Annotated in this window: 22 protein-coding genes; 10 read left to right on the forward strand and 12 right to left on the reverse strand. The window is 69.1% G+C overall.

Annotation, left to right across the window (positions count from 1 at the left end; genetic code table 11):
- Nucleotides 1-11: 11 nt before the first annotated feature.
- On the reverse strand, nucleotides 12-941 hold the full coding sequence (locus EDC64_RS15975) for a diacylglycerol/lipid kinase family protein (RefSeq protein ID WP_132033140.1): 930 nt from the start codon (nucleotides 939-941) through the stop codon (nucleotides 12-14).
- 141 nt (nucleotides 942-1,082) lie between these two features.
- Between EDC64_RS15975 and EDC64_RS15980 the strand changes: the two genes are divergently transcribed.
- The 3 genes from EDC64_RS15980 (at nucleotide 1,083) to EDC64_RS15990 (ending at nucleotide 2,985) form a co-directional block, all read left to right on the forward strand.
- A complete protein-coding gene (locus EDC64_RS15980; RefSeq protein WP_132033142.1) occupies nucleotides 1,083-1,487 on the forward strand; it encodes a hypothetical protein in 405 nt (134 codons plus the stop codon).
- A 96-nt stretch (nucleotides 1,488-1,583) separates the two neighbouring features.
- Entirely contained in the window at nucleotides 1,584-1,757 is a 174-nt protein-coding gene (locus EDC64_RS15985) for a DUF1328 family protein (protein WP_132033144.1), read from the forward strand.
- Between the two features lie 121 nt (nucleotides 1,758-1,878).
- Nucleotides 1,879-2,985, forward strand: a complete 1,107-nt coding sequence (locus EDC64_RS15990) for a polyamine ABC transporter substrate-binding protein (RefSeq protein ID WP_132033146.1) — start codon at nucleotides 1,879-1,881, stop codon at nucleotides 2,983-2,985.
- Nucleotides 2,986-3,067: 82 nt separating this feature from the next.
- Here EDC64_RS15990 and EDC64_RS15995 read toward each other — a convergent pair whose 3' ends face one another.
- The 4 genes from EDC64_RS15995 to ispH all read right to left on the reverse strand — a co-directional run bounded on the left by EDC64_RS15995 (nucleotide 3,068) and on the right by ispH (nucleotide 6,161).
- Nucleotides 3,068-3,616, reverse strand: a complete 549-nt coding sequence (locus tag EDC64_RS15995; RefSeq protein ID WP_132033148.1) for a hypothetical protein — start codon at nucleotides 3,614-3,616, stop codon at nucleotides 3,068-3,070.
- A gap of 128 nt (nucleotides 3,617-3,744) precedes the next feature.
- A complete protein-coding gene (gene rnhA / locus EDC64_RS16000; protein ID WP_132033150.1) occupies nucleotides 3,745-4,218 on the reverse strand; it encodes a ribonuclease HI in 474 nt (157 codons plus the stop codon).
- Nucleotides 4,215-5,180, reverse strand: coding sequence for a homoserine kinase (locus EDC64_RS16005; protein WP_132033152.1), 966 nt, complete (start codon nucleotides 5,178-5,180; stop codon nucleotides 4,215-4,217). Before EDC64_RS16005 ends, rnhA begins: the two co-directional genes overlap by 4 nt.
- A gap of 3 nt (nucleotides 5,181-5,183) precedes the next feature.
- Nucleotides 5,184-6,161, reverse strand: coding sequence for a 4-hydroxy-3-methylbut-2-enyl diphosphate reductase (ispH, locus tag EDC64_RS16010; RefSeq protein WP_132033216.1), 978 nt, complete (start codon nucleotides 6,159-6,161; stop codon nucleotides 5,184-5,186).
- 211 nt (nucleotides 6,162-6,372) lie between these two features.
- Here ispH and EDC64_RS16015 point away from each other — a divergent pair, with 211 nt between their 5' ends.
- Complete coding sequence (locus EDC64_RS16015; protein WP_132033154.1) at nucleotides 6,373-7,050, forward strand: DUF1013 domain-containing protein; 678 nt, start codon at nucleotides 6,373-6,375, stop codon at nucleotides 7,048-7,050.
- Nucleotides 7,051-7,099: 49 nt separating this feature from the next.
- Here the strand turns inward: EDC64_RS16015 and EDC64_RS16020 are convergent, their stop codons facing one another.
- Nucleotides 7,100-7,930 carry a universal stress protein gene (locus tag EDC64_RS16020; protein ID WP_132033156.1) on the reverse strand — a complete coding sequence of 277 codons (831 nt, stop codon included), beginning with the start codon at nucleotides 7,928-7,930 and terminating at the stop codon, nucleotides 7,100-7,102.
- Between the two features lie 299 nt (nucleotides 7,931-8,229).
- On the opposite strand from EDC64_RS16020, the gene EDC64_RS16025 reads away from it, so the two are divergent.
- The 3 genes from EDC64_RS16025 (at nucleotide 8,230) to EDC64_RS16035 (ending at nucleotide 10,626) form a co-directional block, all read left to right on the forward strand.
- Nucleotides 8,230-9,240, forward strand: a complete 1,011-nt coding sequence (locus tag EDC64_RS16025; protein ID WP_132033158.1) for a glycosyltransferase family 2 protein — start codon at nucleotides 8,230-8,232, stop codon at nucleotides 9,238-9,240.
- Complete coding sequence (locus EDC64_RS16030; protein WP_132033159.1) at nucleotides 9,237-10,058, forward strand: ChbG/HpnK family deacetylase; 822 nt, start codon at nucleotides 9,237-9,239, stop codon at nucleotides 10,056-10,058. The genes EDC64_RS16025 and EDC64_RS16030 overlap by 4 nt, the downstream gene beginning before the upstream one ends.
- Nucleotides 10,059-10,158: 100 nt before the next feature.
- The gene (locus tag EDC64_RS16035) at nucleotides 10,159-10,626 is read left to right on the forward strand and encodes an HPP family protein (RefSeq protein ID WP_132033161.1); all 468 of its coding nucleotides are present in this window, start codon (nucleotides 10,159-10,161) and stop codon (nucleotides 10,624-10,626) included.
- Nucleotides 10,627-10,630: 4 nt separating this feature from the next.
- On the opposite strand, the gene clcA is transcribed toward EDC64_RS16035, so the two are convergent.
- Entirely contained in the window at nucleotides 10,631-12,019 is a 1,389-nt protein-coding gene (gene clcA, locus EDC64_RS16040; RefSeq protein WP_245504734.1) for a H(+)/Cl(-) exchange transporter ClcA, read from the reverse strand.
- Nucleotides 12,020-12,181: 162 nt separating this feature from the next.
- Between clcA and EDC64_RS16045 the strand changes: the two genes are divergently transcribed.
- On the forward strand, nucleotides 12,182-13,078 hold the full coding sequence (locus EDC64_RS16045) for a bifunctional helix-turn-helix transcriptional regulator/GNAT family N-acetyltransferase (RefSeq protein WP_132033163.1): 897 nt from the start codon (nucleotides 12,182-12,184) through the stop codon (nucleotides 13,076-13,078).
- Nucleotides 13,079-13,091: 13 nt separating this feature from the next.
- On the opposite strand, the gene EDC64_RS16050 is transcribed toward EDC64_RS16045, so the two are convergent.
- The gene (locus tag EDC64_RS16050; protein WP_132033165.1) at nucleotides 13,092-14,717 is read right to left on the reverse strand and encodes an acyl-CoA synthetase; all 1,626 of its coding nucleotides are present in this window, start codon (nucleotides 14,715-14,717) and stop codon (nucleotides 13,092-13,094) included.
- A 202-nt stretch (nucleotides 14,718-14,919) separates the two neighbouring features.
- Here EDC64_RS16050 and EDC64_RS16055 point away from each other — a divergent pair, with 202 nt between their 5' ends.
- The gene (locus EDC64_RS16055) at nucleotides 14,920-16,839 is read left to right on the forward strand and encodes a propionyl-CoA synthetase (RefSeq protein ID WP_132033167.1); all 1,920 of its coding nucleotides are present in this window, start codon (nucleotides 14,920-14,922) and stop codon (nucleotides 16,837-16,839) included.
- 3 nt (nucleotides 16,840-16,842) lie between these two features.
- Here EDC64_RS16055 and EDC64_RS16060 read toward each other — a convergent pair whose 3' ends face one another.
- Nucleotides 16,843-17,190 (reverse strand): hypothetical protein, encoded by a 348-nt coding sequence (locus tag EDC64_RS16060; RefSeq protein ID WP_132033169.1) that lies wholly within the window; start codon nucleotides 17,188-17,190, stop codon nucleotides 16,843-16,845.
- The gene (locus EDC64_RS16065) at nucleotides 17,187-17,498 is read right to left on the reverse strand and encodes a hypothetical protein (RefSeq protein WP_245504735.1); all 312 of its coding nucleotides are present in this window, start codon (nucleotides 17,496-17,498) and stop codon (nucleotides 17,187-17,189) included. The genes EDC64_RS16060 and EDC64_RS16065 overlap by 4 nt, the downstream gene beginning before the upstream one ends.
- Before the next feature lie 191 nt (nucleotides 17,499-17,689).
- Between EDC64_RS16065 and EDC64_RS16070 the strand changes: the two genes are divergently transcribed.
- Entirely contained in the window at nucleotides 17,690-18,601 is a 912-nt protein-coding gene (locus EDC64_RS16070) for an MBL fold metallo-hydrolase (protein ID WP_132033171.1), read from the forward strand.
- A 15-nt stretch (nucleotides 18,602-18,616) separates the two neighbouring features.
- On the opposite strand, the gene EDC64_RS16075 is transcribed toward EDC64_RS16070, so the two are convergent.
- Both EDC64_RS16075 and EDC64_RS16080 read right to left on the reverse strand, forming a co-directional pair.
- A complete protein-coding gene (locus tag EDC64_RS16075) occupies nucleotides 18,617-19,399 on the reverse strand; it encodes a DUF1499 domain-containing protein (protein ID WP_245504736.1) in 783 nt (260 codons plus the stop codon).
- The gene (locus EDC64_RS16080; protein WP_132033173.1) at nucleotides 19,393-20,106 is read right to left on the reverse strand and encodes an HAD family hydrolase; all 714 of its coding nucleotides are present in this window, start codon (nucleotides 20,104-20,106) and stop codon (nucleotides 19,393-19,395) included. Before EDC64_RS16080 ends, EDC64_RS16075 begins: the two co-directional genes overlap by 7 nt.
- Nucleotides 20,107-20,268: the final 162 nt, after the last annotated feature.

The following is a 20,268-nucleotide window of genomic DNA, read 5'->3' on the forward strand; positions in this document are numbered from 1 at the left end:
AACAGGGGCGGTCAGGCCGCGCTTTCGGGCACGTGCTTGCCCTGCCACTGCACCGCGCCGGGCGGCATCAGCAAAGTGAGCGCGTCGCGGCGGATCTCGTAGCGCAACGGCATGGTCTCCCGCGTCACTTCGCCGTCGGTCGCCACCCAGGCGCGGTCGCGGTGGACCGCATTGATGGTGATGCGCTCCGCGGTGAAGGAATGGATGCCGGGATTGCCGCGCCAGGATTGGACCAGAAGGTCCGCACCCGCTTTGACCCGGGCGAACGCGCCCCGCTCCTCGGCGACGTGCACTTCGAGCACGCCGGCATCGAGCCGCGAGCGGTGCCAGTCGGCGCCGTCGAAGCAATTGTTGGTCACGAGGGCGGCGTAGGCATCGAGCGAGACCCGCTTGCCGTCCACTTCGATGTCGAGCCGCAGCCGGCCCGAGCGCATCACCGCCTTGCCGAGCGCCACGAACCAGCCGAAGACGCGCCCGCTGGTCTTGCGGCCCTGTTCGCGCGCCAGCGCCATCTGGCTGAAGAAGCCGATGCCGGAGACGCCGTGGAACGCCCGGTCGTTGAGCGTCGCGAGGTCGATGCGCATCGGCTCCGCGCCCTGCAGCGCGACCAGCGCCCCGGGCAGGTCCCGCGGCAGGCCGATATCGTAGGCGAGCAGGTTCATGGTGCCGAGCGGCAGCACGCCGAGCGTGATGTCGGTGCCGCACAGGACCGAGGCGGCATAGCTGACCGTGCCGTCGCCGGCGCCGACGATCACCGTGTCGTACTTCTGTGCGGCGGCGCCGCGGATGGCCTCGGCCATCTTCGCGCCCTCGCAGAGCAGCACGTCGACGTCCCGTCCCGGTTGGGTGAGGGCGGCGTCGACTTCCGCGCGCACGCGCTCGGCGCCGAGATCGGCGATCGTGCCGGCTTTGGCATTCAGGATGACAAGGGTCTTGCTCATTCCTAAACTCCGGCCCGCAGGGTGGCATCCGGCGCGGCGCCGGGGCAGCCTGAGGGAGCGTCCGGAATGGCATCCGAATTTTCATCCGCTGGCAAGTCGCCCGGCGGGCGGTCATATGATGTGGGATCGCCGAACGGGCGCATGCCGGAACCGCCGCCCGGTCGCCCGGGGCGGCCGTCGATTCTTCGGCTGCGGGCGGGCATCCTGCTGCTGCTGGCACTGATCATGTTCTGCATCTCGGCGGGCCGCTTCGTCGCGGTGCAGTTCGAGCTGGGGTGGATCTGGGCGACCGTGGTCGCCCTGATCGTCGCGGGGCTTATCGCCTTCGGCATTACGCGGCTGACACGCAAGACATATTTCCTTCTCGCCACCGGGATCACGCTGATCACGACCTATCTCGTCTTCGACTTCCTGCGCGGCGCGCTCGACTGGTCGCCGGCCACGGCCCTCGTGTTCGCCCTCGTGCCCTGCCTGATCCTCGCCGCCGCCTTCTGGGATTTCCGCAAACTCAAGCTGGAATTCGGCGGCTGGCTCAACAGTCCGTAGCCGGGAGCGGAGGAGGCCGCCAGATCCGCAGGCGTCGGGGGTGGGAACCCGAGCGCGGCCCCCGCGGTTCCAGCAAGCGAAAGCGGAGCTTGGACCATGCTGAAATACGCCATCATCTTTCTCATCATCTCGATGCTCGCGGGCGCGATGGGCTTCATGAACATTTCCGCCATCGCCCGGCGCATTTCGTTCGTCCTGTTCGGCATCTTCCTCGCTTTGGCGGCCCTGGTCCTGCTGTTCTTCGTGCTTCTCGGCAACGCGGTCACCTAGCCGCCGATCGCGGGCCCTCCGCTGCGGCGCGCAAAGGGAGTTGAGCCGGGGCAGTTCCCGCAATAGCCTTCCGGAGGCAAAGCCGAGGAACGGCTTGCGGGACCTTCGAGAGGAGAAACACATGCGTCGCCTTGCCCTTGCGGCCGCGGCCGGATTGCTCGCCCTTGGCGCGCTTCCGGCGGCTGCCCAGCAGAAGGTGGTGAACGTCTACAATTGGTCGGATTATGTCGACGAATCCGTGCTGGAGGACTTCACCAAGGAGACCGGCATCAAGGTCCGCTACGACGTGTTCGACAGCAACGAGGTGCTGGAGACCAAGCTGCTGGCGGGGCGCACCGGCTACGACGTGGTGGTGCCCACCGGCTCCTTCCTCCAGCGCCAGATCAAGGCCGGCGTCTTCCAGAAGCTGGACAAGTCGAAGATCCCGAACCTGCAATATGCCTGGCCCGAGATCACGAGCCGCCTCGCGGTCTACGATCCCGGCAACGATTACGCCGTCAATTACATGTGGGGCACGACCGGCATCGGCTACAATGTCGAGCAGGTGAAGAAGCGGCTCGGCGACGTGCCGATGAACACCTGGGACATCGTGTTCAAGGCTGAAAACCTCTCCAAGCTCAAGGATTGCGGCGTCTACGTCCTCGACGCCCCGGAGGAGGTGATCCCGGCGGCGCTGCGCTATCTCGGGCTCGACCCCGATTCCAAGAAGCCCGAGGACATCGCCAAGGCCGGCGAAATGCTCATGAAGGTGCGGCCGTTCATCCGCAAGTTCGATTCGGGCGGCATCATCAACGCGCTGGCGCGCGGCGACATCTGCATCGCGGTGGCCTGGTCGGGCGACGTGTTCCAGGCCAAGTCGCGGGCCGAGGAGGCGGCGAAGAAGAGCAAGAAGAAGCCGGTCGAGATCGCTTATGTGATCCCGAAGGAAGGCACGCTGATGTGGTTCGACAATTTCGCCATCCCGAAGGATGCCAAGAACGTCGACGAGGCGCTGGCCTTCATCAATTACATGAACCGGCCGGAAGTGGCCGCGAAGAACACCAATTATATCTCCTATGCGAACGGCAACCTCGCCTCGCAGAAATTCATCGACAAGGAGATCCTCGACAACCCGGCGATCTACCCGAACAAGGAGACCTTCGCGCTCCTGTTCACCGTCACCACCTATCCGCAGGACGTTCAGCGCGTCGTCACCCGCACCTGGAGCAGCTTCAAGCGCGGCAAATGAGCGGCAAATGAGCGACAGGTGAGCGCGGGAGGTTTCCTGCGCCCTCGGGATGTGGGCGGTGGCCGCTGGTCGCCGCCCCGCCTCAGCTCGCGTCCCGCGCCGGCCGGATGGCGATCTCGGCCGCAGCGAGCCGTCGATAGAGGCGCCGCTGCCGCACGATCGGCCACCAGTCATAGAGAAAGATCTCGATGGGTCGCCAATTGGCGACCCATCCGAGGATGATCAGGCTCTCCTCGACAAAGCGGCCGAGCGGCCCCGGCCCGAGGCGGCCCGAGACGATCTGGGTCGTGAACACGCAGAGCGCGAGCACGCCGAAGCCGACCAGGAGCGAGACGCGGCCGATGCGGATCAGTTCCTTCAGGTCGGCGCTGGACTGCGCGACCTTGTTGGCGAAGAAGTGCCGAAAGGTGAGGGGGAACGTGCGCGCCAAATCGGACTGCGCTTCGCCCGACGGAACATGGACGATCACCGTGATCGGCGCGGCGCGCGGCAGTTCGCGCGCCCATCCGACGATGTAATCCTCCGCTTTCGGATCGAGGTCGCGGTCGCTGAAGGGAAAGGGATCGAGCATGTTCACGAGCTGCGACATCCGCTCGACCCGGATCTCGATCGGTCTCTGAAGCTCAGGCATGGTGCTGGCTCTTCCTCGATCGCAAAAGCTGGATCGGATGCGCCCGTCCGCGCCTCCGATTATGACCCCCTCCGTGCGGCCGTATCGCCGGGCTCCGGCCGCTGGCGCGCGCGTCCCGTCCCCGCCGATCAGACCTCCCCGCGCACGGGAAGACCGGAGCGGCGCGTCTTGAAGGGGGCCATGCCCTGGCGCGCCAATTCGTCGGCGCGCTCGTTCAATTCATTGCCGGCATGGCCCTTCACCCAGTGCCAGCGCACCTCGTGGCGCTTCAGGGCCGCGTCGAGGCGTTCCCACAAATCCTGGTTCTTGACCGGCTTCTTGTCCGCGGTGCTCCACCCGTTGCGCTTCCAGCCGGCCATCCATTTCAGGATGCCGTTGCGCAGATATTCGCTGTCGGTGTGGAGGTCGACCACGCAGGACTTAGTCAGCGCCTCGAGCGCGCTGATCGCCGCCATCAGTTCCATGCGGTTGTTGGTGGTGTGCGGCTCGCCGCCGAGCAATTCCTTCTCGTGGGACCCGGCACGCAGAATGGCGCCCCAGCCGCCCGGGCCCGGATTGCCCGAGCAGGCGCCGTCGGTCCAGACCTCGACAGGGGTGCTCATGCCGCCAGCCCGTAATCGCGGGCGCTCGTCACCGCCCGGTGGAAGCGCAGCTTGCGCAGATATTCCAGAGGGTCCTTGGGCCGGACCAAGGCGCCCTCCGGCACGTCGAGCCAGTCCACCAAACGGGTGAGCAGGAAGCGCAGGGCCGCGCCGCGCGCGAGGCGCGGCAGAGCGGCGCCCTCCTCCGGCAGGAGCGGGCGCACCTTGCCATAGCCGGCGATCAGCGCGCGGCCCTTGGTGGCGTTGAAGGCGCCGTCCGGCTCGAAGCACCAGGCATTCAGACAGACGGCGACGTCATAGGCGAGCAGATCGGTGCAGGCGAAATAGAAATCGATGATCCCCGACAGCGTGTCGTCCAGGAAGAAGGCGTTGTCCGGGAACAGATCGGCATGGATCACGCCGGTCGGCAGGCCGGCGGGCCAGTGCGCCGCGAGGTCGTCGAGTTCCGTGGCGATCGCCGCATGCAGCCCGGGCGCCACCGTATCGGCGCGGTCGCGGGCGGCCTCGAACAGCGGCCGCCAGCCGGCGACGGAGAGGCCGTTGGCGCGGCGCATCGGGAAGTCCGCACCGGCGAGATGCAGCCGCGCCAGCGCGCCGCCGAGCTGGCCGCAATGATCGGCGCTCGGCCGGCGCACCGAAACGCCGGGCAGGAAGGTCACGATGGCGGCGGGCCGCCCGGCAAGCTCGCCCAGCATTGCCCCGCCGCGCGTGGCGACCGGCTGCGGGCAGGAGATGCCCCGCGCCGCCAAATGCTGCATCAGGCCGATGAAGAAGGGCAGGTCGCCGCGCGCCACCCGCTTCTCGTAGAGGGTGAGGATAAAGGTGCCGAGCGTGGTCTGGAGCAGGAAGTTGGAATTCTCCACCCCCTCCGCAATGCCGTGATAGGAGACCAGCGTGCCGATCGCATAATCGGCGAGGAAGGCGTCGAGCTGCGACGCGGCGACATCGGTATAGACGGCCACGGGCTACTCCGCGGCGTCGGAGCGAAGGGCGCGGGGCAGAGGAAAGAACACGTTCTCCTCGGCCGCCGTCACGGTCTCGACCGCCAGCGTATAGCGGTCTGCGAAGGCATCGAGGATTTCCTCGACCAGCACCTCGGGCGCGGAGGCGCCGGCGGTGACGCCGAGAGAGGCGAGGCCGGAGAGAAGGCTCCAGTCGAGATCGGCGGCGCGCTGCACCAGCACCGCCCGGGTGCAGCCGGCGCGCTCGGCGGCCTCGCGCAGACGCTGCGAGTTCGACGAGTTCGGCGCGCCCACCACCACCATCGCATCGACCTGCGGCGCCACCGTCTTCACCGCTTCCTGGCGGTTGGTGGTGGCGTAACAGATATCCTCCTTGGGCGGAGCGGCCATGTCCGGAAAGCGGGTGCGCAGGATTGCGACGATCTCGGCGGTGTCGTCGATCGAGAGTGTGGTCTGGGTGATGTAAGCAAGGTTCGCCGGATCGCGCACCGCGACCGCGCGGGCATCGTCGGCGGTCTCGATCAGGGTGACGGTGCCCGTGGGAAGCTGGCCCATCGTGCCGACCACTTCGGGGTGGCGGGCATGGCCGATCAGCAGGATTTCGCGGCCGCGCTTGTGGTGGATCTGCGCCTCGCGATGCACCTTGGTGACGAGCGGACAGGTCGCGTCGATGGCGAACATGTTGCGCTGCGCGGCCTCGTCGGGCACCGCCTTCGGCACGCCATGGGCCGAGAAGATCACCGGCGCCGTCCCCGGTGGGACCTCGCTCAGCTCTTCCACGAACACCGCGCCCTTCCGGCGCAGGCCGTCCACGACATATTTGTTGTGGACGATCTCATGCCGCACATAGACCGGCGGCCCGTATTGCCGCAGCGCCTGCTCGACCGCATCGATCGCGCGCACGACGCCGGCACAGAAGCCGCGCGGCGCGCACAGCAGGACGCGCAGGGGCGGACGGGGGAAGGATGGGTCGGCGCGCATCGGCCATGAATGGGGGCGGGCGCCGAGACGTGTCAAGAGCGCAGCTTGCCCCGCATGGCGGCAATGCCCATTTGCATCGGACGGCCGGGATGCCTATGCTGCGGTCATCCCGGACATTTTGCGATCCGCGGTCCGTCCTCCGGGGCGGCCAGCGGACCCCCATGCCCAGCGGCCGTGCGCCGGAAACCAACATCATGCCGAGAGGCTGTCCATGTCGACCACACCTCTGATGCCCAAGGCGACCGCCGTCTGGCTGGTCGAGAACACCGCGCTGACGTTCGAGCAGATCGGCGACTTCTGCAAGCTTCACCCGCTCGAGGTGAAGGGCATCGCCGACGGCGAAGTGGCGCAGGGGATCAAGGGCCTCGACCCGATCTCGACCGGCCAGCTCTCGCGCGACGAAATCGACCTCGCCGAGAAGGATCAGAACCGCCGCCTGCGTCTGCTCGAATCGAAGGTTCGCCTGCCGGAGAAGAAGAGCCGGAAGGGACCGCGTTACACTCCGGTCTCGCGCCGTCACGACCGGCCGAACGCGATCCTCTGGCTGGTGCGCAATCACGGCGAGCTGAAGGACGCGCAGATCATCCGCCTGGTCGGGACGACCAAGGCGACGATCCAGGCGATCAAGGAGCGGACCCACTGGAATTCGGCGGCGCTCCAGCCGATGGACCCGGTGACGCTCGGCTTGTGCAGCCAGATCGACCTCGACATGGAGGTTCAGCGCGCCTCCAAGGACCGGCCGACCGCTCCGCAGGAGGAGCGCGGCGCGACGCTGCTGCCCGCCGATGTCACGACCCGGCACGAGGACAGCCCCCCGCCGCGGCGGGAATCGCTCGATCTCGAAACCGTGTTCGCCAAGCTCGGCGGCTCGAAGAAGGGCGAAGACTAGGAGCGCGGCCGGCGCCGGCCGCGAACCGGCCGCGCCGGCGTCCTCTCGCTCAGTGCGCCATCAGCACCGGCACGGTCATGGCGCCGAGGATTTCGCGGGTGACGCCGCCGAGCACCAGTTCGCGCAGCCGGGAATGGCCGTAGCCGCCCATGACGACGAGATCCGCGTCCTGGTCCGACACTTCGTTCAGGATCGTCTGGGCGATGCTGGTCTCGCTGCCGCCGAGATGGAGCGCGCGGACCCGGGCATCGATTCCGTGGCGCAACAGATGGCGGGCGACATCGTCGCCGCCGGGCGCCTCTTCGGATCCTCGGATCACCTGAAGCACCTCCACCACCGCCGCATTGCGCAGCAGGGGCAGGCCCTCGGCGAGCGCGCGGGCGGCGGCGCGGCTGCCGTCCCAGGCGAGCACCGCACGCCGCGCCGTAAAGGGCGCGGTCTGGACATAGGGGACGAGCAGGACGGCGCGCCCCGAATCGAGCAGCACGGTCTCGGCGATCACCTCCTCCGGGCCGGGGCGGTCGGGATCGGGCTGGGCCACGACGGTGAGGTCGAACAGGCGCGCGGTCTGGGCGAAGGTGTTCGCCGCAACCCCGAGCGAGGCGCTGAGCGTGCGCAGATCGTAGCCGATCCCGGCGCCGGCGGCGAGCTGAGCGAACCGCGCGGCCGCCTGCTTGGCTGCGGCCTCGTTCTCCTGCGATTGGGTCTCGATGAAGTCGGTGGGGACCGCGCCCATATAAAAGGGTGGCACGTCGATCTCATAAGTGACGGCGACCCCGGTCAGGTGGGCCGAGAAGGCCGCGGCGAGGCTGGCGGCAAAGGCGGCGGCCGGATCGCGCTCCGTCCCCTGGGTCAGGCTTACAAGAATGTCCCGGATCATGCGCCCCTCCCACGGTGGTCATTTCGCCACCATTCTATCCTAGTCCCCCACGCCGACGACACACTTGATGCCGCGCAAACGCGAGGGGGCGGCCTCAAAGAAAACGCGGCCGCCCGGGGGAGAGGCGGCCGCGTCGCATGGTACGATCAAGGGGGGGAGTCGATCGTTCCGATGATGAAACCGCGCCGCGAGGGAAGGGTTCCGAGAAAAATGAAAAAAAATTGCGGCCCGTTTTCCGGCCCGGTAAGACCGGGGCGCGGAACCTTCGCAGAGGTATTCCAGACAGGGGCCGCGCGGGCATGACGCCGGATCTGACCATCGTCGTTCCGCTCTATAACGAGGCGGACGGAATCGCCGCTTTCCATGAGCGGCTGTGCGCCTGTGCCGCGCGGGTGGCCGCCAGCCGCGGCCTGCGGATCGAGATCGTCTATGTCGACGATGGCAGCCGCGACGGCACGGCCGATATCGCCGCCGCGCTGCCGGTGGCGGGGATCGATCTTCAAACCGTCGCGCTGTCGCGCAATTACGGCAAGGAAGCCGCGCTCGCCGCGGGCCTCGACCATGCCCGGGGCGACGCGCTCCTGTTCATGGACGGCGACGGCCAGCACCCCCCCGAAATGATCGAGACCTTTGTCGGCCTCTGGCGCGACGAGGGGCACGACGTCGCCTATGCGGTCAAGGCCGACCGCGCGGACGAGCCGGCGTCGCGCCGGCTGTTCGTGAAGCTGTTCTACCGTTTGCTGAATTTCGGCGCCGCCACGGCCATTCCCGAGGATGCCGCCGATTTCCGCCTGCTGTCGCCGCGTGCCGCGGCGGCGCTGCGGCGGCTGCCGGAGCGCAATCGCTTCTTCAAGGGTCTGTCGAGCTGGATCGGGTTCCGCCAGATCGCGGTGCCCTACCGGCCGAAGCCGCGGCTTTACGGATCGAGCAGCTGGAGCTTCCTGCGTTTGCTCGGCCTGTCGATGGAGGGGCTGACCTCCTTCTCGACGGCGCCGCTGCGGCTTGCGGCCCTCGCCGGCGCCGCGCTGGCGGGCGCGGCCTTCGTGGTCGGCCTCTGGATCGTCGTGGAATGGCTGTTCTGGGGCATCCCGCTGCCCGGCTATCCCTCGCTCATGGTCGGCGTGATGGTGATCGGCGGCATGCAGCTTCTGGTCATGGGGGTGCTCGGCGAATATGTCGCCCGCGTCCTGTCCGAGATAAAGGGCCGGCCGGTCTATTTCGTCGCCGACCACACGCTGCGGCACGCGCAGGGTCCCGCCCCGGCGGCGGCCGAAGCGGCGGGCGTACCGTCCGCCGGTGGCCCGGCATGACATCGCGGCGCCTGCGCATCTGCGCCGACGATTACGGACTGGCACCCGGCGTCTCCCGCGCGATCCGCGATCTCCTCGCCGCGCGCCGGCTCAACGCCACCTCCGTCATGACGCTGTTCGCAGGGCTCTCCGAGGAGGCGGGCCGGCTGCGCGCCGCGGCGGCGGGCGGATCGGCGAGCATCGGTCTTCACCTCACCCTCACCGGCGGGTTCGTGCCGCTCGCCGCGGCGCCGCTGCCGGGGGCGACCCATCTGCCGTCTCTCAGCCAACTGGCGGCGGCGGCTTTCTCGGGCCGGATCGACGGGCCGGCGGTCGCCGCGGAGATCGAGGCGCAGTTCGCCGCCTTCGAGGCCGCCTTCGGCCATCCCCCGCACCATGTCGACGGGCACCAGCATGCCCATGTCCTGCCGGCCATCCGGCCGCTCGTGCTCGCTGCCACGCGCCGCCGCGCACCCGGCGCCTGGGTGCGCGACTGCACGCCGGCGCGGGGCGTGGGCATCGGGCTGGACGCCAAGGGGCGGGTCATCGGTCTGCTCTCCGCCGGGCTCGCCCAAGCGGCGGCGCGGCACGGGCTCGGCGCCAATCGCGGCTTTGCCGGCGCCTATGGTTTCGACCGGCCCGAGGCGTTCGCCCCGGTCCTGGCGCGGGCGCTGGCGCGTCTGCCGGACGGCGGGCTCGTCATGGTGCATCCCGGCCATGTCGACGATCTCCTCGCCACACGCGACCCCGTCACCGGCGCGCGCGAAGTGGAGCGGGGCGTGCTGTCCGGCACCGGCTTCCCCGAACTGCTGCGGCAAAGCGGTGCGGTCCTGGCCTGAGCTCCTGTTCGCAGTTGCGAAGGCGCTGGTGCTGATTTTTCATGGGGCCTGAATTTTCCAGGCGCCCGGCTTGTCCGCCGCGCGCGGCAGGACGGTCGGGATGGCGCGTCGGGACCTGTTTCTTTGGGTGTGGCGCGGCCTTGGGGCCGCGCTCGCAGTGGGGGCGCTGGAACTCGCCGCCGATTTCGGCGAGACGCCGCTCTCGCTGATCCCCTTCGTCACCTCGATCGCCTTGGTCCTCGGCATGCCCGAGGCCGAGCCCGCCCAGCCGCGGGCCTTGATCGGCGGACATCTCGTTTCGTGCCTGGTGGGCTTTGCAATCCTCTGGCTCGTCGGCCCGTCCCAGCCGGCGGCCGCCTTGGGGGTCGGTCTCGCGCTCGTCGCCATGCGGCTCACCGGCACGATGCACCCGCCGGCCGGGATCAACCCGCTGCTCATCGTTCTCGAGCATTTGTCGCCCGTCTTCATCCTGGCGCCGGTGGCGATCGGGGCGGTCCTGCTCGCGGCGTTCGCCTTTGCGTGGCACCGCTGCGTCTCGGACACCCCCTGGCCCAAGCGCTGGCTCTGACCGATCAGCCTTTCCGCTCGCGCTGGTCCCAGCCGCCGATCGGCTCGGAGCCGTCCGCCGCCAGCGCCGCTGGCGGTGGCGGGGTCTGGCCGGCGAGGCGCAGCGTGCGATCCAGCAGCACCTCGTAGATCGGCTTGCCGCCCAGCGCCTCGGCGACCACGTTGGCAAACACGCAGGTCAGGATGACCGGCACCAGGACCGAATAGGCGCCGGTCAGCTCGGCGACCAGCACCATGCCGACCAGCGGCGCGCGGACCGTCGCGGAGAACAGGCCGCCCATGGCGGCGACGGCCAGCGCCGCGAGCGCTCCCTCCGGCAGCGTCATGACGGCGCCGAGCGACGTGCCGTAGAGCACGCCGATCGCGGTCGCGAGCGCGAGGATCGGGGCGAAGATGCCGCCGGGAACGCCGGTCGAATAGCTCGCCATGGTCATGACGAAGCGGATCACCACGATGCCGGCGATCACCAGAAGCGGCAGCCGCTCGCCCGCCAGCGTCACCGCCAAGGCCTCGCCGCCCATCGTCGCCTCGGGGCGGACGATCAGCAGCACGCCGATCGTGAGCCCGACCGCGGCGGGCACGATATAGAAGGACCAGCGCAGGCCGATGGTCCGGGCGAGGTCCAGGGCTTGGATCAGCACCGCGTTGAACAGCACGCCGACCCCGCCGAGAATGACGCCGAGCCCGACGAAGGCCGGCAGGAACAGGAGCGGCATGTCCGGCACGTCGATCTGCATGTCGGGTCCGACCCCGGCAATGCCCTCGGTGACGATCGCGCTCGTGACCGAGGCCAGGATGACCGCCGTATAGGTGCGCAGCCCATAGGGAAATTGGCGGCGCGTCTCCTCGATCACGAACAGGATCGCCGCCAGCGGCGCATTGAAGGCCGCCGCCAGCCCGGCTGCGGCGCCGGCCGCCAGCAGGCCGCGCGTGTCGCGCGTCGACAGGCGGAGCCATTCCGAGGCGGCCTGGCAGACCGACGCGCCCATATGGATGGTCGGGCCTTCGCGTCCCGCGACGAGGCCGGAGCCCAGAGCGAGCAGGCCGGCGAAGAACTTCACCGGCAAAATGCGCTTCCAGCGCACCGGCCGCAGGCCTTCGAGCGCGCCTTCGATCTCCTGGACGCCGGACCCCGCCGCCTCCGGCGCATAGGTGCGCACGATCAGGACCGAGACCATCACCATCGCGGCGGCGATGAGGGCCATGACCACCATGAGCAGAAGGCCGCGTTCGCCGAACCCGCCGGACAGGACCGAGGGCCATGTGCCGATCCGGTCCACCGCGAGATGGAAGATCGTGCCGATCGCGCCCACCACGCCGCCGGCGGCGATCGCCACGGCATAATAGGCGGCATCGCCGAGGCGACTGTCTTCGGTTTCCCCGGAAGGTCCCACGCCCGCTCCCCCTGTGCCCAGCCGCGCAAACGGCGCCTCTCCTGACTTACCGGTCCGGCGGCCGATGCCGCAAGTGCCGGAGGGGAACCGGCGGCAGCGTCGGACGCGGAGCGGCGGGGGCGGCCCCTTGAGAGCGGTGAAATGCCTGACTAAGGTCCGGAAATGGACGCGCCCCCGATCCCTCCTTCTCAGATCCAGGACGTGCGCCGGTTCAACCGGCTGGTGACCCGGCGCGCCGGGGCCTTGGAGGACAGCTATCTCGCGCGCGGCCGGCCGCTCGGCGCGGCGCGGCTGCTGTTCGAGATCGGCGGCGCGGGCGCCGATCTGAGGGAGCTGCGGGCGCGGCTCGGCCTCGATTCCGCGTATCTCAGCCGGCTGCTGCGCACCCTGGAGCGGCAGGGCCTGGTGACGCTGGAAACGCCGCCGGGCGATGCCCGCCGCCGTCGCGCGCTTCTCACGCCGGAGGGCCTGGCCGAGCGCGCCGTCTATGACGCGCTGTCGGACCGTCTCGCCGGGTCGATGCTGACGCCGCTCGATGAGCGGCAGCGGGCGCGCCTGCTCGCGGCCATGGGGGAGGTCGAACGCCTGATCCGTGCCGCCTGCGTGACGGTCGCTCTGGAGCCGGCGGACGGGCCGGACGCGCAAGCCTGCCTCCTGGCCTATTATCGCGACCTGGACGCGCGTTTCGAAGGCGGGTTCGACGTGGCGCAGGCCAATCCGCTCCCGGAGGCGGACATCCGGCCGCCGCGCGGGGCTTTCGCCGTCGCGCGGCTCGACGGCGTGGCGGTCGGCTGCGGGGCGCTGAAGCGCGCGGCGCCCGAGATCGGCGAGATCAAGCGGATGTGGACCGCACCGCAGGCGCGCGGCCTCGGCATCGCCCGCCGCCTGCTCCGGCTTCTCGAGGCGACGGCGCGCGCGGGCGGCTGCACGCGCGTCCGGCTCGACACCAATCGCGCCCTGCCGGAGGCCCAGGCCTTCTACCGTGCCGAAAACTACCGCCCCGCCGCCCCCTTCAACCGCGATCCCTACGCCGATTTCTGGTTCGAGAAGGACCTGTAGGCGGCGCCGCCCCTCAGCCGGCCTTCGCCATGTCGCGCAGCTTGAACTTCTGGATCTTGCCGGTGGAGGTCTTCGGGATTTCCGCGAACAGGATGATCCGCGGGCATTTGAAATGGGCGAGGCTCGCCCGGCAATGGGCGATCAGCTCCTCGGCGCTGGCGCTGGCACCGGATTTCAGCTCGACGAAGGCGACCGGCGTCTCGCCCCATTTCTCGTCCGGGCGCGCCACCACCGCCGCCGCGGCGACCGCCGGATGCTTGTAGAGCGCATCCTCGACCTCGATCGAAGAGATGTTCTCGCCGCCGGAAATGATGATGTCCTTGGAGCGGTCCTTCAATTGGACATAGCCGTCGGGGTGCTTCACGCCGAGATCGCCGGAATGGAACCAGCCGCCGGCGAAGGCCTTCTGCGTGGCGGTGGGATTCTTCAGATAGCCCTTCATCACCACATTGCCGCGGAACATCACCTCGCCCAGCGTCTCACCATCGGCGGGCACCGGGACCATGGTGTCGGGATCCATCACGTCCAGCGCTTCCAGCGCGCCGTAGCGCACGCCCTGGCGCGCCTTGCGCTCGGCCCGTTCGGCGGCGGGCAGGGCTTCCCACTCGGCGTGCCAGTCATTGACGACCGCGGGGCCGTAGACCTCGGTGAGGCCGTAGACATGGGTGACGTTGAAGCCGGCCTCCTGCATCGCCGCCAGTACGGCGGCCGGGGGTGGGGCGGCGGCAGTGATGAAGTCGACGCGGTGCGGCAGCGGCCGCTTGTCGGCCTCCGGCGCGTTCAGCAGGGTCGACATGACGATGGGCGCGCCGCACATATGGGTGACGCCGACATCCGCGATGGCGTCGAAGATCGGCTTGGCGCGCACCTGCCGGAGGCAGACATGGGTGCCGGCGACGGCGCAGACCGTCCAGGGAAAGCACCAGCCGTTGCAATGGAACATCGGCAGCGTCCAGAGATAGACCGGGTGCCGGCCCATGCCGCAGGTGATCACATTGCCGTTCGCCAGCAGATGCGCCCCGCGATGGTGATACACCACGCCTTTCGGGTCGCCGGTGGTGCCGGACGTGTAATTGAGCGCGATCGCGTTCCATTCGTCGGAGGGCATCGCCCAGGCATAATCCGGATCCCCGCCGGCGAGGAACGCCTCGTAGTCCATCGTGCCGAGCCATTCCCCCGGCCCGGAATATTCCGGATCGTCGACATCGATGACCAAAGGCTTGCGCGCGCAAAGAGCGAGCGCCGCCTTCATGACCGGGGCGAATTCCCGATCCGTCAGCACCACCTTCGCTTCGCCATGGTCGAGGATGAAGGCGATGATCGCGGCGTCGAGCCGGGTATTGATGGCGTTGAGGACCGCGCCGCACATCGGTACGCCGTAATGCGCCTCCAGCATGGCCGGGATGTTCGGCAGCATCGCCGCGACGGTGTCGCCCGGCGCGATGCCGTGCCGCGCCAGGGCGGCGGCGAGGCGGCGGGTGCGGGCATAGAGGTCGCGATAGGAGCGCCGCAGCGGGCCGTGCACCACGGCGACATGATCGGGAAAGACCGCGGCCGCCCGCTCGAGGAAGCCGAGCGGCGTCAAGGGCTGAAAATTTGCCGGATTGCGTGCGAGATCCTGATCGTAAATGCCCGGCATGGCCGCCCCCCTCGGTGTCGTCCGCTGCACGCGGATCGTGGCGGGAGCCTAGCCAGCGCAACACGCGCGCGCAATTGCGCGCGGGTCCGACCAAGGTCTTACGCAGTCGCGCGGACTTGCCTTGCGCGTGCGTCGGCGCATGATCGCGGCCAAACGGCCGGAAGGCTGCCGCGCATCGGCGCGGAACGGGGAGGGGGACGCCATGCGCGAGAGCAGCCAAAGCCGCTATGCCGAGATCTATGCCCGCTGGCAGGCCGACCCGGAGGGGTTCTGGGCCGAGGCGGCGAAGGCGATCGACTGGATCACGCCGCCGCGTCGGATCTTCGATGCGTCTGCGGGGGTCTATGGCCGCTGGTTCGTCGGGGGCGTGTGCAACACCTGCTACAATGCCGTGGACCGGCATGTCGCCGCCGGCCGCGGCGGGCAGGCGGCGCTGATCTATGACAGCCCGGTCTCGGGGACGCAGCGCACGCTGACTTATGCCGAGCTTCTGACCGAGGTGCGCACGCTGGGTGCGGTGCTGCGCGATCTCGGCGTCGGCAAGGGCGACCGGGTGGTCCTCTATATGCCGATGGTGCCCGAGGCGGTGATCGCCATGCTCGCCTGCGCGCGGATCGGGGCGGTGCATTCGGTGGTGTTCGGCGGCTTCGCCGCGAAGGAACTCGCCACGCGGATCGAGGATGCCGCACCCAAGGTCATCCTCGCGGCCTCCTGCGGCATCGAGCCGAACCGGCTCGTCGCCTATAAGCCCCTGCTCGATCAGGCGATCGAGATGGCGGCGGTGAAGCCCGAGGCCTGCCTCATCCTGAAGCGCCCGCAGATGGACTGCGATCTGGTGCCGGGGCGCGACCATGACTGGCAGGAGACGTGCGCCGCCGCGCGGCGCGCGGGGGAAAGCGTGGACTGCGCCCATATGGCGGCGACCGATCCCCTCTATGTGCTCTACACCTCCGGCACCACGGGCAAGCCCAAGGGCGTGGTGCGCGACACCGGCGGCCATCTCGTGGCGCTGCGCTGGAGCATGGAGAATCTTTACGGCATCAAGCCGGGCGAGGTGTTCTGGACGGCCTCCGACATCGGCTGGGTGGTCGGCCATTCCTATATCGTCTATGGCCCGCTGATCCTCGGGGCGACCTCGGTCATCTATGAAGGCAAGCCGGTCGGCACGCCGGATCCCGGTGCGTTCTGGCGCGTCATCGCGGAACACAAAGTGGTCGCATTGTTCACCGCGCCGACCGCGCTGCGCGCGATCAAGAAGGAGGATCCCGAGGCCGCGCATCTGGCGGGGCGGGACCTCTCCGCCTTCCGCACCCTGTTCCTGGCCGGCGAGCGCGCCGACCCCGATACGGTGCGCTGGGCCGAGGAGACGCTGAACGTCCCGGTGATCGATCATTGGTGGCAGACCGAGACCGGCTGGGCCATCGCCGGAAATCCGGTCGGCCTCGGGACGCTCCCCGTCAAGCGCGGCTCGCCGACCGTGCCGATGCCGGGCTATGACGTTCGGATCGTGGACGAAGCCGCGCGGCCGGTGCCGGCGGGCGTGATGGGCTCGATCGTGATCAAGCTGCCGCTGCCGCCGGGCTGCCTGCCGACTTTGTTCCAGCAGGACGATCGGTTCCGCGAGGGCTATCTCACGGAATTCCCAGGCTATTACAAGACCTCGGATGCCGGCTTCATCGATGCCGACGGCTATCTCTTCGTGATGGGCCGCACCGACGACATCATCAATGTCGCGGGCCACCGGCTCTCGACCGGCGGCATGGAGGAAGTTCTGGCCTCGCACCCCGACATCGCCGAATGTGCGGTCATCGGCGTGAAGGACGAGCTGAAGGGCGAGGTGCCCTGCGGCTTCGTGGTGCTCAAGGCCGGGGAACGCCGCGCGCCGGAGGTCATCGAGAAGGAACTGGTCGCATTGGTGCGCGAGCGCATCGGCCCGGTCGCCGCCTTCAAGCTGGCCATCACCGTGCCGCGCCTGCCCAAGACGCGCTCGGGCAAGATCCTGCGCGGCACGATGAAGAAGATCGCAGATGCCGAGAGCTGGGCCGCCCCGGCGACCATCGACGATCCCGGCGCCCTCGACGACATCGAAGCGTCGCTGAAGGCGCACGGGCTCGGCGGATGAAGGCTAGTGCCGGCCGTTATCCTTGGTCGAATCCCAGCAGATGCCGCCGACATAGCATAGGCCGTCGCGCGTCGGGACCCATTGCGGCTTGACGACCTCCTCCACGCTGCAGAACCCACTGTCGCGCACATAGCGGTCGAAGGTCGTCGGCCCCGTGGCGAGCAGCACGGCCCCGGCGCGCGTCATCAGATCCTGCACCTGCTTGCAGCTCATGGTGCGCGAATTGGGCATGCCCTGCTGGGCGGCCGCCGGCGGGCCGAACAGGCCGAGCGCCAGCGCCGCCGTGCATCCCAGAATCGGCGCGAGACCGGGACGCAACCCCGTCCGCGCCGCGCCGACGCGGCCCGTCATCGCCCGCCGCCGAGATTCGCCGGATCGACGCAGGTCGAGCCGATCGCGCATTGCGCGACGTCGCGGGTCGGCACCCATTGCTCCTTGGTGACCTGGGCGCCGGCGCAATAGGCGATATCCTTCACATAGCGGTTGAAGGTATTCGGCCCGGTGCTGAGCACGATGCCGGTCGAATTGTTCACCATGGCCTTGGCTTCCGCACAGGTCATGGTGAGGGTGTTCGGAAAATCCTGCGCCCATGCGGCGGGGGCCGCCGCTCCAAGTGCCGCCGCCAGGACCGCCATCCGGACTCCAGTGTGCATACGCATGGTTCACTCCCGAGTTTAGAGCCTTGTTTCACTCATTGATGCGCGGGAAGGCAGCAGTTGGATCACTTCCGCTGCCTCTCGCGCCGCTGGACATCGCGAAAGCAAACAGTCTACCGAACAGGGTACGTTTGGATCGGTTCCCGGCACGATCGGCATATCGCACCGGAGGGTCGAGCGTCCACGGGAAGATCATGAGCGACGACATCGCCTTCAACCGCAGCTTCGAAGTTCCAGCCGGCCGGGTCGCGCAGGTCGCGCCCGGCGTGCGACGTATCCTTGCACCCAATCCGTCGCCGTTCACATTCACGGGTACGTGCACCTATATCGTCGGCCGCGGCCGGGTCGCGATCCTCGATCCGGGTCCCGACGATCCCTCCCACATCGCCGCGCTTCTCGATGCGGTGCGCGGGGAAACGGTGACCCATGTCGTGGTGACCCACACCCATCGGGACCATTCGCCCGCCGCGCCCGCCATCGTCGCCGCCACCGGCGCGGTGACGGTCGGGGAGGGGCCGCATCGTCCCGCCCGCCCGCTCCATATCGGCGAGGCCAACCCGCTCGACGTGAGCGCGGACGGTCTGTTCGCGCCCGACGTCGTGTTGAAGGACGGCGACGCTGTGACCGGGGACGGCTGGACGCTGCGCGCGGTCGCGACACCCGGCCATACCGCGAACCATCTCGCCTTCGCCTTCCCGGAAGCGGATCTGCTGTTCTCCGGCGATCACGTCATGGCCTGGGCGACGTCCATCGTCGCGCCGCCCGACGGCGCGATGGGGGATTATGTGGCCTCCCTCGAAAAGCTCGCGCGGCGCACGGAGCCGGTCTATCTGCCCGGCCACGGTCCGGCGGTGACCGACGCGCCCGCCTTCGTGCGCAAGTTTCTCGACCATCGGCGGGCCCGCGAGGCCGCCATCCTGCGCGGGCTGGAGCGGGCGGCCAGCATTCCGGACCTGGTGCGGGGCATCTATATCGGCCTCGATCCGCGCCTGGTCGGCGCGGCGGGCTTGACCGTGCTCGCGCATCTCGAAGATCTGGTCGGGCGCGGCCTGGTGCTGACGCAGGGCGACGCGGCGATCGATGGTCACTTCGCGCTGCGGCGCTGATCTTCCTCCCGCGCCTCAGGGATGCTTGCGGCGCACGGCGGACAGATCCGCCATCAGTTTGGAGATGCGCCAGGCATTCTCGCCGAGATCGTGGATGCCGTACCGGGCGGCCGAGCGCACGTCGACGCGCGCGCCCTTCGCGGTGGGCCGCACGCGGATCACCACATCGTTGCGGAAGCCGAGCAGCGGCGTCTGGGCCACCGCTTCGATCTGGCCGTCCCGCACCCCGCCGCGCGGCGGCACGGAATCGAGAATCTGCCAGTGGCGCGCGCGGACCAGCGTGAGGATTGTGTTGAACGCCTCTTCCGGCGTCGCATCGAGATCCACCGGCTTGATGCCGGGATAGGCGCTGCGCTGGAGCGGAGCCGTGGCCTCGGGAAAGGCCACCGGGTTCGCCGCGCTCGGCCGCGCGAGGCCCATGGCGCGGAAGCGGGGCGGATCGGCGGGATCGGTCGAGAGGTCCGTCAAAGGCGGCAGCATCAGCCCGCGCGCCAGCACCGCCGCCGGGCCGGCGAGCAAGACGAAGGCGATGCTCAGCGCCCCCAGGGCCTTGCCGAATCCGCGCCAGCCGCTTTCCCAGATCGCGATGCAGGCGATGATCGCGACCAGCCCGGCAAGCAGCGCCAAAGCAAGCCCTGCCGCCATCGTCGCGACCGCCGGCTCGAAGCTCAGCAATTCGGCCCGGTAGAGGGCTGCTGCGAGGACGACGACAGGAAAGGAGAACAGCGCGAGCCGCAGGCTCCACGTGGCGAGCGCCGAATTGCGCTCCTCGAGATAGAGCGTGCGCTTGATCAGCATGGCGCGGCCTCGATCAGCCGGTGCGGCAGGTCGGAAATGGAATCGAGCACGAGATCGGCTTCGGCATAGAGCGCCTGGGGATCGCCGGGACCGGTCCGCACGAGAATGAAGCGTGCGCCTGCGCCGTGCGCGGCGGCGAGATCGTGGGCGCTGTCGCCCACCACCGCGATGTGGCGCGGCGCCACGCCGAGGCGGTCCGCCGCGGCCAGGACCATGCCGGGGTCGGGTTTGGAGCCGTGGCCGGAATCATAGCCGAGGATTTCCGTTACGAAGGGCAGGAGCCCGAGCGCATCGGCCTGCAGGCGGGCATTGGCCTCGGCATCATTGGTGACGATGCCGATCTTCATCCCGGCTTGGTGCAGGCGCGCCACGACGGCGGCGGGATGGCCGATCGGGCTCAGCGACCGCATCCCCTCGATGCTGAACAGGCGGTCGATCTGGCCGAGAAAGGCGGCGTCCGCCGGCCGGCCGAGCGCTTCCGCCCAGAGCGGTCCGTAATGTGCCGAAGAGCCGGCGACCAAGGGCGAGGAGGGGAGAAAGCGCTCCTCCGACGGCAGAAAATGGCTGACCGCCTCGATGCGGTGCAGCGCATGGGCATCCGATCCGGCCAGCGTGCGCATGACGGCGCCGGCCGCCGGACCCCAGGTGCGATCGAAATCGATCAGGGTGCCGTCCTTGTCGAACAGGATCGCCGCGAGGTCGCGCATCGGGTATTCCGCGCCGCCGCGGGACGCGGCGGATTGCGCGCATCAAACACGCCGGCGGCCTGCTGTCCAACCCCCCGGGGCGCAGTCGCGGCACGGCGCCCGGCCCGGGAACAGGCCGAGCCCGTACTGGCGCCCGAGCCGAATTTTGTAAGCTTGGCAATT

This window comes from Aquabacter spiritensis, assembly GCF_004346185.1.
GTDB classification, from domain to species: domain Bacteria; phylum Pseudomonadota; class Alphaproteobacteria; order Rhizobiales; family Xanthobacteraceae; genus Aquabacter; species Aquabacter spiritensis.